This window comes from Streptomyces sp. NPDC054847, from assembly GCF_053610925.1.
Map to the genome: position 1 here is coordinate 1 of NZ_JBSGZJ010000214.1, position 11792 is coordinate 11792.

Genomic DNA, 11792 nt, shown 5'->3' on the forward strand with positions numbered 1-11792 from the left:
GTCTCCCACGGCCGCCAGGCCGTAGGGAGAACTCGAGGCGCCGGCGCCCGGGGGCAGCGCGACCACACCCGCCAGGCGGTCGCGGAGCGCGCCCGCGCGGCGGCGGGCGTCGCGGACCGACAGGGGGACGGGGGACCAGCCCGCCAGGCGGGCCAGCGTCACCACCGGTGGGCGGACCGGCGAGTCGGCCATCACCGTGGCCGGATCGCCGACGACCGGCGCGGCCCCGGGTGCCGGCAGGAGCACCACCCGGTCCGCGTACTGGACGACCCGTTCCAAGCGGTGTTCCGCCATCAGCACCGTCGTGCCCAGGTCGTGGACGAGGCGTTGCAGCACCGCGAGGACCTCTTCCGCCGCCGCCGGGTCCAGCGCCGACGTCGGCTCGTCGAGCACGAGGACCTTCGGGTGCGTGGTCAGCACCGAGCCGATCGCCACACGCTGCTGCTGGCCGCCGGACAGCGTCGCGATGGGCCGGTCACGCAACTCCACCAGACCCAGCAGGTCGAGCGTCTCCTCGACCCGCCGCCGCATCACGCCGGGGGCGAGGCCCAACGACTCCATGCCGTACGCGAGTTCGTCCTCGACCGTGTCGGTGACGAAATGGGCGAGCGGGTCCTGGCCCACCGTGCCGACCACGTCCGCGAGCTCGCGCGGCTTGTGGGTGCGGGTGTCCCTGCCACAGACGGTGACCCGGCCGCGCAGCGTCCCGCCCGTGAAGTGCGGGACGAGGCCGGACACCGCGCCGAGCAGGGTCGACTTGCCCACGCCGGACGGGCCGACGAGCAGGACCAGTTCACCTTCCGGGACGGTGAGGTCGATGTTCTCCAGCGTCGGCGCGGCAGCGCCCTCGTACGTCACGGAGACGTTCTCGAAGCGGATCACCGGGACGACTCCTTGGCTCCTACGGGGACCGGCGCCACGAACGCCGGAAGCAGACCGATCAGCACGGACAGCGCGGGCCACAGCGGCAGTTCTGGTGCCGTCAGCGGTACGACGCCGGGGTGCAGCGCCTCGCTCCCCGGTACGGTCGCCGCCCGGATCATCAGCGCGGCGACGGCCGCGCCGGAACCGGCCACCAGCCAGGACCGCGCACCCCACCGGTCAGGGCGGTAGCGGCTTCGGACCGAACGCCGGCCGCCCAGCCACAGGCCACCGGCGGCCGCGGCCAGCCCGGCGAGCAGCAGCGGTACGCCGTAGCGTGCGCCCTCCGCGGCGAGCAGCCCGTACGATCCGGCGCACACCCCGAGCAGCCCGCCGAGAGTGAGCGCCGTCGTGGTGTGCCGCACGGCGGGCGGCACCTGGGCGGTGCGGCCGTACCCGCGGGCGTCCATGGACGCGGCGACCGCGACGGACCGCTCCAGCGCGCCCTCCAGGACCGGCAGCCCGATCTGGGCGACGGCCCGCACCCCGCCGGTCGGGCGGCCCCGCAGGCGGCGGGCGGTGCGCAGCCTGAGGACGTCCGCGACCATGTTCGGCGCGAACGTCATCGCGACGACGACCGCGACGCCGGCCTCGTACAGCGCGCCCGGCAGCGACTTGAGAAGCCGTGCGGGGTTGGCGAGGGCGTTGGCGGCGCCGACGCAGATGAGCAGGGTCGCCAGTTTCGCGCCGTCGTACAGCGCGAACACGATCTGCTCGGCGAACACCCGTCCGCCGATCCGCACGCCGTCCGCCCAGCCGGGCATCGGCACCTCGGGGAGCGTGAACAGCACGTGCGTGCCGGCGATGGGGGAGCCGAGGGCGACGGAGAAGAGGACGCGTACGCCGATGACGAGCAGCCCGAGCTTGGCGAAGGCGCCGTAGGAGCGGGCCCACGGCGCGTCGGTACGGCGCGCGGCCACGACGTAGCCGGCGACGCCGACGAGCAGCCCGAGGATGAGGGGGTTCGTCGTCCGCGAGGCGGCGACGGCCAGCCCGAGCGCCCACAGCCACCAGGCGCCGGCATGCAGGGCGTTGCTCCGGCTCGCGACGGGGGCGCGGAGCGCGCGGAGCGCGTTGACCAGGGGGTGCGTTCCGTGGCCGGGACCGTGTGGTGCGACGGCCCCGTGCGCTGCGGGCCGGGCCGGGGCCTGACCGGGCGCGTTGGGTGCGGCGGTCCCGTGCGGTATGCCGGGGTCCTGCCCCGGACCCCGCGCCTCAATCGCCGGCGGGGCTTGATGTGCCCCGGTGTCCGCGTCGGCGCGACGCGTCGGCGGGGCTGGGTGTGCCGGGTCGTCGGCGTGCGGCTGGGGTGCGGGGCCGTTGGGTGCGGCGGTCCCGTGCGGTGCGCCGGGGCGCTGCCCCGCACCCCGCGCCTCAATCGACGGCGGGGCTTGATGTGCCGGGTCGTTCGGTTGGGCGTGCGGCGTGGGGCCGTTGGGTGCGGCGGTCCCGTGCGGTGCGCCGGGGTCCTGGCCCGGGCCCCGGGCCTCAATCGGCGGCGGGGCCGGATGCGCCCCGTCGGGGCGGGCCGTCATCGGTTGGTGCGGCGGGAGCGCCACACCGCCGCTCCGGCCAGGGTCAGGACCGCCGCGATGCCCGCGTACACACCCACCGACGGGCCGTCGTCCCCGGCCGGTTCCTTCGTCGTCACCACGGCCGTGCTCGAGCCCGTGCCGGGCGCCGGCGGGTCGGCCGGCAGGGCCCGGTCGCCGCAGTCGGAGGCCGGGTAGCCCGAGATCCCGCACAGCAGCGCCTCGCTGTTGTAGCGCAGCGGCTTCGCCACCTGTGCCAGTGCCTCCGCCGTCGTCGCGGCCGGGGCGACCCGCGCGCACGCCGTGCGCTGCGCGGGCGGCGTCTCGCCCTGTGGGGCGTCCGACGCCGTGCCGAAGTCGATGACGAGGGCGAGCCGCTTCGTGCCGTCCTTCGCGGGTGTTCCCGCGCAGATCGTGGCGAAGTCGGGCGCCGTGCGCGGGGTCGCCGCGTCCCCGCTGTCCTCGCTGACGGAGAAGCGGAAGCCGTTCACGGACCCGTCGGCCGGGCGGGCGGTCGCCGGGCCCTCCGTGGCGTACGTCCACTCGCCGCCGCTGCTCTTCCAGAACGACCAGTAGCGGTAGCCCGCGGCCTGTGCGGGAGCCGCGACGGCCACCGTGAGCAGGGCGCACAGGCCGAGAAGGGCGAGGAAGCGGGCGCGCATCAGCTCTGGTTCTTCCTGCGGCCGCTGAACAGGAATCCGACACCGACGGCCGCGACGAAGAACACGCCCACGATCCACCAGGTCGAGGAGGACGAATCGGAGGAGTCGGAGGAGTCCTCGCTCTTCGCGGAGGCGGACGGCGAGGCGGCCGCCTGCGGGGCGGGACCGGTCGCGTTCAGGGCCGCGACCAGGTCCTGGCCGCCGAAGGACTTCGGGTCGGCGCCGGCCGCGCGGGCGGCGAAGATCAGCTGGGCGTAGGCGGCGGGGCCGTTCTGCTTCGCCCAGGCCGCCGAGTTCTGCTGAAGCCACGACAGCGGCTTCTTCGCCTGCTCGGCCATGCCCTGCGCGGACAGCGCGACGACCGCGTCGGCGGTGTTGCCGAAGTCCGGCGCGGGCGAGGAGTCGTCGGCGCCGGGCATCGGCGGGGTGTCGAAGTGGCCCTTCTTAGCCAGCCCGTTCGCGAGGTACGCCGCGCCGTTGTGCGCCGCGCCCTTGATGTCGGTGGCCTTCTCGCAGGCCGTGCCCTTGGCGTCCTCGGTGCCGGCGCCGGTCGCCGCCAGGCCCTTGCCGTGGGCTGCGAGCACGGCCGCCGCGGTGGAGTCGGCGACGATGCCGGGGGACGCGACCTGGTAGACGAACGCGCCGCCGTCCTCGCCGCCGCAGGGCTTCGCGAACGTCAGCAGCGCGTCGTAAGGGGTCTTGCCGCCCTTGGACTTCGCGGCGGCGGGCTGCTCGCCGGCCGCGGCGAGCGCGCCGATGACGACGGACGTCGAGTTGGCGTCGCTCGCGCCGCCCGGGTTGTAGCCCCAGCCGCCGTCCTCGTTCTGCACGGACTTCAGCCAGCCGACGGTCTTGTCGACCACGGCGTCCTGCCCGCCGAGCGCGGCGAGCGCCTGCACGGCCGCCGCACTGGCGTTGGTGTCGAGCGGCAGCTTCGCGTCGCAGTCCTTCGCGGTGTCGGCGCGGTACGAGGGGAAGCCGCCGCCCGCGCACTGCTGCCCGGTCAGGAAGGCGACCGCCGCGTCGGCGGGCCTCACGCCGGTGGTGTCCTGGGCGAGGAGGGCGAGCGACTGCCGCCACACACCGTCGTAGGTCGGGTCGCCCTTGCCGTAGAGCCCGGCGGGCAGTTCCGCGGACGGGGTGGGCGAGGGGGCCGCGAAGGCGGCGGGTGCGGCGGACAGGCCGAGCACGGCGGAGGCGACGAGCGCGGCTGCGCCGCGGCGAACGGTGGTCATGGCGGGCGGTGCCTCTCCTGCGGTACTCCCGGCGGGATCCGGGCACGGGCACGCTCAGGCACCTGGGCTCCGGCTCCGTATGCCTCGACGGTGCCGGTCACCGGCGGGCTGCCGGTGACACGAGCCGGTCACGACCTCGTACGGGGCATTCCGACTTGCCACCTCGGACGGCGGCTCACGGTTGCGGGTCAGCGCCGGATTTCCACCGGCTTCCCCCCGTACGGGTAATGATGACGACGGCGCCACTCTACCGGCCGGTCGCGTACCCGGACGTGGGGCGCCCGTCACACCGCCTCGTCGCCGACGCGATCGACCTGGCCCTCGCCGACCTCCGGTCCCTCCAGCCTGTCCACCGGGCCGGCTCCCCCGACGTGGAGCGCCCGTCACACCGCCACGTACCGGGCCGGCTCCCCGCCCGCCGCGACCTCAGCGCGGCCGAGCTTCACCAGCCGCCGCAGATGCGCCTCCGCCTCGGAGACGGCGATGTTGCGGGAGCCGTACGGGATCTGCCCCCAGGGCCTGTTCCACTCCATCCGCTCGGCGACCTGCCAGGCCGTGAGCGGCGTGGCCAACAGCGTCAGCAGTCCGGTGAGCCGCTGCTCGTGGTGGACGAGCAGTTCACGTACCCGGTCCTGGGCGCCGGTGAAGGCGTGCTGGTGGGCGGGGAGCACTTCGGCGGGGGCGAGCCGGCCGACGCGTTCCAGGGAGTCGAGGTAGTCGCCCAGGGGGTCGGTGACGGTGGCGTCGTCGGGGTCCTCGTAGAGGCCGATGTGCGGGGTGATGCCGGGCAGGAGGTGGTCGCCGGAGAAGAGGCGGCCGTTGCCGGGACGGCCCGCCGGGTGGGCCTCCTCGAGGTGGAGGCAGACATGGCCGGGGGTGTGGCCGGGCGTCCATACGGCCCGCAGTCTGCGGCCCGCCAGGTCGAGCAGTTCGCCGGGGACGATCTCCCGGTCCGGCAGCGCCGGGCGCAGGCCGGGCAGCCCGCCCCGGCCGCCGGCGGCCCGCGCGGCTCTCAGGGGTGCGATGTGCGCCTCGGGCGCCCCGGCGCGGGCGAGTTTGCCGGTGAGGTAGTCGAGCCACAGCCCCGGTTCGGCCTCCCGGGTGCGGCGCACGACGGTGGCGTCCGCGGCGTGCATCGCGATCCACGCCCCGGACGCCTCGCGGACGCGGCCGGACAGCCCGTGGTGGTCGGGGTGGTGGTGGGTGACGACGACGCCGTGGATCTCGGCGGGCGAGGTGCCGCAGGCGGCCAGCCCCGCCGAGAGCGTGTCCCAGGCTGTCGGGTCGTCCCAGCCGGTGTCGACGAGGACCGGCCCACGGTCGGTGTCGAGGAGGTGGACCAGGGTGTGGCCGAGCGGGTTGTCCGGGATGGGGACACGCAGCGAGCGGACGCCGCCGCCGTGGTCGGTCACATGCCCAGCCGCTGCCCCGTCCGTCGACGCCATGCCCATTGCCCCCTGTAACTGGAACTGATATCAGTTCTGAAACTGTGTCAGATAGTGCGCCCCGGCGGGAGGCAGCAGTCATGACCGAGCTCGTGGAACACGGAGAACTGTTCATCGGCGGCGAGTTGACGGCCCCGCTCGGCACGGAAGTGATCGAGGTGATCTCCCCGCACACCGAACAGGTCCTCGGCCGCGTCCCGCACGCCTCACGCGCCGATGTGGACAGGGCGGTGGCCGCCGCGCGACGGGCCTTCGACGAAGGGCCCTGGCCGCGCACCACGCTCGCGGAGCGGATCGAGGTCGTCGGCCGGATCAAGGACGCCGTCGCCGTACGGCACGAGGAGATCGCCCGGTCCATCAGCGCGCAGAACGGCTCCCCCTACTCGTGGAGCGTCCTCGCCCAGGCGCTCGGCGCGATGATGGTGTGGGACTCGGCGATCTCCGTCGCCCGGGACTTCACGCACGAGGAGCGGCGCAGCGGCGTCCTCGGCCCGATCCTGGTGCGGCGCGAGCCGGTGGGTGTCGTCGCGGCCGTCGTGCCGTGGAACGTCCCGCAGTTCACCGCCGCCGCCAAGCTCGCCCCCGCGCTGCTCGCGGGCTGCACCGTCGTCCTCAAGCCGTCGCCGGAGACGCCCCTCGACTCGTACATCCTCGGCGAGATCGCGCGGGAGGCCGGACTGCCGGAGGGAGTCCTGTCGATCCTGCCCGCGGGCCGTGAGGTCAGCGAGTACCTGGTCGGGCACAAGGGCGTCGACAAGGTCTCCTTCACCGGTTCCGTCGAGGCCGGCCGCCGGGTGATGGAGGTCGCCTCGCGCAACCTCACCCGCGTCACCCTCGAACTCGGCGGCAAGTCGGCGGCCGTGATCCTGCCCGACGCCGACCTCGCCACCGCGGCCGCCGGGATCGTCCCGGCCGCCTGGATGAACAACGGCCAGGCCTGCGTGGCCCAGACCCGCATCCTCGCGCCGCGCAGCCGCTACGACGAGATCGCGGAGGCCTTCGCCGCCGCGGCCTCCGCGCTCGTCGTCGGCGACCCCCTCGACCCGGCCACCCAGGTCGGCCCGCTGGTCGCCGAGCGCCAGCAGCGGCGTTCCCTGGACTACATACGCGTCGGGCAGGAGGAGGGCGCCAAGATCCTGTGCGGGGGCGGCCGTCCGGCCGGACGGGACCGCGGCTGGTACGTGGAGCCGACCCTCTTCGGCGGCGTCGACAACTCCATGCGGATCGCCCGCGAGGAGATCTTCGGCCCGGTGATCTGCCTGCTGCCGTACGGCGACGAGGACGAGGCCGCCGCGATCGCGAACGACTCCGACTACGGCCTCAGCGGCAGCGTGTGGACGGCCGACGTCGAGCACGGCATCGACTTCGCACGGCGGGTACGGACCGGCACCTACAATGTCAACACCTTCAGTCTCGACATGCTCGGACCCTTCGGCGGCTGCAAGAACAGCGGCCTGGGCCGTGAGTTCGGCCCCGAGGGCTACGGCGAGTTCCTCGAGCACAAGATGATCCACCTGCCCGCCGGACACGGGAGCCACTGATGGGGGACCGCTGGCGCGTCGAGGTGGACCGCACCCTGTGCATCGGCTCCGGCATGTGCGTCGGCCACGCCCCGGACAGCTTCGACCTCGACGCGGCACGCCAGTCGCACGCGCGGGCCACCACGGCCGACGCCGACGAGAAGCTCCTCGCCGCCGCCGAGAACTGCCCGGTGGAAGCCATCACGCTCACCGCGGCGGACAGCGGCGAGCCCGTCTTCCCGCCGGAGGAGTAGCCGCTGCGCCCGGAGTTCCGCAGGACCCTAGTCCGTGCCGCGCCGGGCCTTCGGTGCCGCACGGCCCGGCGCCGCGTCGGGAGACGTCAGGTCGATCAGCCGGCAGACCGTCTCGATGTCGATCTTCACCTGGGCGATCGAGGCGCGCCCCGACAGCCAGGTGATCAGCGCCGAGTGCCAGGTGTGCTCGATGACACGGACGGCGGAGAGCTGCTCCGGCGTCGGGTGCTCGATCCCCATCGCGTCCAGGATGATCGCCGTCGTCTGCCGCGAGACGGTGTCCACCTCGGGGCTCACACTGCGGTCGGCGAAGGTCAGCGCCCGCACCATCGCGTCCGCGAGGTGCGGCTCGCGCTGGAGCGCCCGGAAGGCCCGCATCAGCGTCTCCGCGACCCGCTCGGAGGGGCTGTCCCCGCCCGGCGGGCGTTTGCGCAGCGTCGTGTGCATCTGCTGGAGCTGGTCCTGCATGGTCGCGACCAGCAGGTGGATCTTGGAGGGGAAGTAGCGGTACAGCGTGCCGAGCGCGACGCTCGAGGACTCGGCGACCTCCCGCATCTGCACCGCGTCGAACCCGCCACGGCTCGCGAGCCGGGCGCTCGCATGCAGGATGCGGCGGCGACGCGCCTCCTGCCGTTCGGTGAGGGGCGGCGTCGCGGGCGTCGTCGGCCTTCCTTGCGCTGTCATCGGTCCCCGTGTCCGTCCTTCGCCCGCCCGCCGTGGCGGGAATCACCTGATCCGCCGGTCACACCCGCGCTACCGCCCGGTAGATTCGAAGTTCCTTGAACCATCAACTCTGAAACTTGTTCTAGATTAGCGCGACCGATTAGGCTCCGCCGAAACGCAGTGAGAAGGGGGCCCCGGGTGACCGCAGAGGCCATAGAGGCCGGCCCCCGAGCGGGCACGTCAGGCACGTCCGGCAGCGATGACAGCCCGCTGCGCATCGCCCTCCTGACGTACAAGGGGAACCCGTTCTGCGGCGGCCAGGGCGTCTACGTACGCCACCTGTCGCGTGAACTCGCCCGTCTCGGCCACCGCGTCGAAGTGATCGGCGCCCAGCCCTACCCGGTCCTCGACGAGGGCGTGCCGCTCACCGAGCTGCCCAGCCTCGACCTGTACCGCAGCCCGGACCCGTTCCGCACGCCGGGCCGCGGCGAGTACCGGGACTGGATCGACGCACTCGAGGTCGCCACCATGTGGACCGGCGGCTTCCCGGAGCCGCTGACGTTCTCGCTCCGCGCCCGCCGCCACCTGCTGGCCCGGCGCGGCGAGTTCGACGTCGTCCACGACAACCAGACCCTCGGCTACGGCCTCCTCGGCGACATCGGCGCCCCGCTGGTCACGACGATCCACCATCCGATCACCGTCGACCGGCAGCTGGACCTTGACGCCGCGGAGAGCTGGCAGCGCCGCGCGTCCGTGCGCCGCTGGTACGGCTTCACCCGCATGCAGAAGCGCGTCGCCCGCCGGCTGCCCTCCGTGCTCACCGTCTCCGGCTCCTCGCAGCAGGAGATCGTCGACCACCTCGGCGTACGGCGCGACCGCGTCCACGTCGTCCACATCGGCGCCGACACCGACCTCTTCTCGCCGGACCCCTCCGTCGCCGAGGTCCCCGGCCGGATCGTCACCACCTCCAGCGCCGACGTCCCCCTCAAGGGGCTCGTCCACCTCGTCGAGGCGCTCGCCAAGCTCCGCACCGAGAACCCGGACGCCCACCTCGTCGTCGTCGGCAAGCGCGCCGAGGACGGCCCGGTGGCGCAGCTCATCGAGCGCTACGGCCTCGACGACGCCGTCCGGTTCGTCAAGGGCATCACCGACGCCGAGCTGGTCGACCTGGTGCGCAGCGCCCAGATCGCCTGCGTGCCGTCGCTGTACGAGGGCTTCTCCCTGCCCGCCGCGGAGGCCATGGCCACCGGCACACCGCTCGTCGCCACCACCGGCGGCGCGATCCCCGAGGTCGCCGGCCCCAACGGCGAGACCTGCCTGGCCGTGCCGCCCGGCGACGCGGACGCCTTGGCCGCCGCCCTGCGCCGGCTCCTCGGCGATCCGGACCTGCGGGCCCGGCTCGGCGACGCCGGACGGGCCAGGGTGCTGGCCCGCTTCACCTGGAAGCAGGCCGCGATCGGCACCGCGGAACGCTACCGCGAGGCGATCGCCGTATCGTCCGCCGCTTCCGTACGCACCCACTGACCCCAGCTCCACCAGGAAGACCCGAGCTCCGCCCCCAGGAAGGCAGACCCCCCGTGCTGACCGTCGACTTCTCCCGCTTTCCGCTCGCCCCGGGCGACCGAGTGCTCGATCTGGGCTGCGGCGCAGGCCGGCACGCGTTCGAGTGCTACCGGCGCGGAGCGCAGGTCGTTGCCCTCGACCAGAACGGCGAGGAGATCCGCGAGGTCGCCAAGTGGTTCGCCGCGATGAAGGAGGCCGGAGAGGCCCCCGCCGGCGCGACGGCCACCGCCATGGAGGGCGACGCCCTCAACCTGCCCTTCCCCGACGAGTCGTTCGACATCGTCATCATCTCCGAGGTGATGGAGCACATCCCCGACGACAAGGGAGTGCTCGCGGAGATGGTCCGCGTCCTGCGGCCCGGCGGCCGCATCGCGGTCACCGTGCCGCGCTACGGCCCCGAGAAGGTCTGCTGGGCGCTCAGCGACGCCTACCACGAGGTCGAGGGCGGCCACATCCGCATCTACAAGGCCGACGAACTGCTCGCCAAGATGAAGCAGGCGGGCCTGCGGCCGTACGGCACCCACCACGCCCACGCGCTGCACTCGCCGTACTGGTGGCTCAAGTGCGCCTTCGGCGTCGACAACGACAAGGCGCTGCCGGTGAAGGCGTACCACAAGCTCCTTGTCTGGGACATCATGAAGAAGCCGCTGGCCACGCGCGTCGCCGAGCAGGCGCTGAACCCGCTCATCGGCAAGAGCTTCGTGGCGTACGCGACCAAGCCGCACCTTCCCGTGGACGCCGCCAAGTGACGTTGCCAGGACGTACCGAACACCTTGTCCTGCCCGGGGTCCTGAGCGCGGAGGAGGCCGTGGAGACCGTCGCGGGGATCCTCGCCGTGCAGCGCCCCGACGGCGCGATCCCCTGGTTCCGCGGCCACCACCTCGACCCGTGGGACCACACGGAGGCCGCCATGGCGCTCGACGCGGCGGGCGAGCACGACGCCGCCGCCCGCGCGTACGAGTGGCTCGCCCGGCACCAGAACGACGACGGCTCCTGGTACGCCGCCTACCACGACGGCGACCCGGCCGCCGTCACGGACCACGGCCGCGAGAGCAACTTCTGCGCCTACATCGCGGTCGGCGTGTGGCACCACTACCTCGCCACCGGCGACGAGGCCTTCCTCGACCGGATGTGGCCGGTGGTGTACGCGGCCGTCGAGTTCGTCCTCGGGCTCCAGCAGCCCGGCGGCCAGATCGGCTGGAAGCGCGAGCCGGACGGGACGGCGGTCAACGACGCCCTCCTGACCGGCAGTTCCTCCATCCACCACGCGCTGCGCTGCGCGCTCGCCGTCGCGGAGGAACGCGAGGAACCCCAGCCCGACTGGGAACTCGCGGCCGGCGCGCTCGCCCACGCCGTCCGCCACCACCCCGAGCGGTTCCTCGACAAGGACCGCTACTCGATGGACTGGTACTACCCCGTCCTCGGCGGGGCGGTGACCGGCGACGAGGCCAAGGCCCGCATCGAGTCCCGGTGGGACGACTTCGTCGTGCCCGGCCTCGGCGTGCGGTGCGTCCTGCCGAACCCGTGGGTCACCGGCGGCGAGAGCTGCGAACTGGCGCTCGCGCTGTGGGCGGTGGGCGAGTCCGACCGCGCCCTGGAGATCCTCCAGTCCATCCAGCACCTCCGTGCGGAGGGCGGCCTGTACTGGACCGGCTACGTCTTCGAGGGCGAGCGCGCGATATGGCCCGAGGAACAGACGACATGGACGGCGGGCTCGCTGCTGCTCGCCGTGGCGGCGCTCGGTGGTGACGAGGCGACGACGGCGGTGTTCGGCGGGGAGCGCCTGCCGGTGGGGCTGGCGCCGGACTGCTGCGAGGTGGGCTGAACGGGGCGTGGCCGCTGCGCGGGGCTTGTTCCCCTACCCGCCCCTTCCCGAAACCGGGGCAAGCCCCGGCCCCCGTACCGCGCTCCGCGCGGTGCCCTCAATCTCCCCCTACGGCCTGGCGGCCGTGGGAGGTGCCCCCAGGCGGGCTCAAGTTGCCTGGCAACTTGAGCCT

General features: G+C 73.7%; 11 protein-coding genes and 1 riboswitch. Of the genes, 5 read left to right on the plus strand and 6 right to left on the minus strand.

Annotated elements, in window-relative coordinates; genetic code table 11:
• From ACWGH4_RS20915 to ACWGH4_RS20935, 5 genes are all read right to left on the minus strand, one after another.
• A partial coding sequence (locus tag ACWGH4_RS20915) for an ABC transporter ATP-binding protein (RefSeq protein ID WP_453462975.1) occupies positions 1 to 882 on the minus strand: 882 nt, incomplete at its 3' end.
• Positions 879 to 2003 carry an energy-coupling factor transporter transmembrane protein EcfT gene (locus ACWGH4_RS20920; RefSeq protein ID WP_453462998.1) on the minus strand — a complete coding sequence of 375 codons (1125 nt, stop codon included), beginning with the start codon at positions 2001 to 2003 and terminating at the stop codon, positions 879 to 881. The genes ACWGH4_RS20915 and ACWGH4_RS20920, both read right to left, overlap by 4 nt.
• 449 nt (positions 2004 to 2452) lie before the next feature.
• Positions 2453 to 3115, minus strand: a complete 663-nt coding sequence (locus ACWGH4_RS20925; RefSeq protein WP_453462978.1) for an SCO2322 family protein — start codon at positions 3113 to 3115, stop codon at positions 2453 to 2455.
• On the minus strand, positions 3115 to 4350 hold the full coding sequence (locus ACWGH4_RS20930; protein WP_453462981.1) for a prenyltransferase/squalene oxidase repeat-containing protein: 1236 nt from the start codon (positions 4348 to 4350) through the stop codon (positions 3115 to 3117). Before ACWGH4_RS20930 ends, ACWGH4_RS20925 begins: the two co-directional genes overlap by 1 nt.
• Before the next feature lie 143 nt (positions 4351 to 4493).
• Positions 4494 to 4566, minus strand: a riboswitch (cobalamin riboswitch).
• Between the two features lie 167 nt (positions 4567 to 4733).
• Positions 4734 to 5795, minus strand: a complete 1062-nt coding sequence (locus tag ACWGH4_RS20935) for an MBL fold metallo-hydrolase (protein WP_453462984.1) — start codon at positions 5793 to 5795, stop codon at positions 4734 to 4736.
• An 80-nt stretch (positions 5796 to 5875) separates the two neighbouring features.
• Between ACWGH4_RS20935 and ACWGH4_RS20940 the strand changes: the two genes are divergently transcribed.
• Positions 5876 to 7336, plus strand: a complete 1461-nt coding sequence (locus ACWGH4_RS20940; RefSeq protein ID WP_453462987.1) for an aldehyde dehydrogenase — start codon at positions 5876 to 5878, stop codon at positions 7334 to 7336.
• Positions 7336 to 7569: a ferredoxin gene (locus tag ACWGH4_RS20945; RefSeq protein WP_005318281.1), complete on the plus strand. Its 234-nt coding sequence runs from the start codon at positions 7336 to 7338 to the stop codon at positions 7567 to 7569. Before ACWGH4_RS20940 ends, ACWGH4_RS20945 begins: the two co-directional genes overlap by 1 nt.
• 27 nt (positions 7570 to 7596) lie before the next feature.
• On the opposite strand, the gene ACWGH4_RS20950 is transcribed toward ACWGH4_RS20945, so the two are convergent.
• Entirely contained in the window at positions 7597 to 8253 is a 657-nt protein-coding gene (locus tag ACWGH4_RS20950) for a TetR family transcriptional regulator (RefSeq protein WP_453462990.1), read from the minus strand.
• Positions 8254 to 8430: 177 nt separating this feature from the next.
• Between ACWGH4_RS20950 and ACWGH4_RS20955 the strand changes: the two genes are divergently transcribed.
• From ACWGH4_RS20955 to ACWGH4_RS20965, 3 genes are read left to right on the plus strand one after another with little or no spacing between them, the layout of a single operon-like run.
• On the plus strand, positions 8431 to 9756 hold the full coding sequence (locus tag ACWGH4_RS20955) for a glycosyltransferase family 4 protein (protein WP_453462993.1): 1326 nt from the start codon (positions 8431 to 8433) through the stop codon (positions 9754 to 9756).
• Between the two features lie 53 nt (positions 9757 to 9809).
• Positions 9810 to 10544, plus strand: a complete 735-nt coding sequence (locus tag ACWGH4_RS20960) for a methyltransferase domain-containing protein (protein ID WP_453462996.1) — start codon at positions 9810 to 9812, stop codon at positions 10542 to 10544.
• The gene (locus tag ACWGH4_RS20965) at positions 10541 to 11620 is read left to right on the plus strand and encodes a prenyltransferase (protein WP_441262743.1); all 1080 of its coding nucleotides are present in this window, start codon (positions 10541 to 10543) and stop codon (positions 11618 to 11620) included. The genes ACWGH4_RS20960 and ACWGH4_RS20965 overlap by 4 nt, the downstream gene beginning before the upstream one ends.
• Positions 11621 to 11792 lie beyond the last annotated feature (172 nt).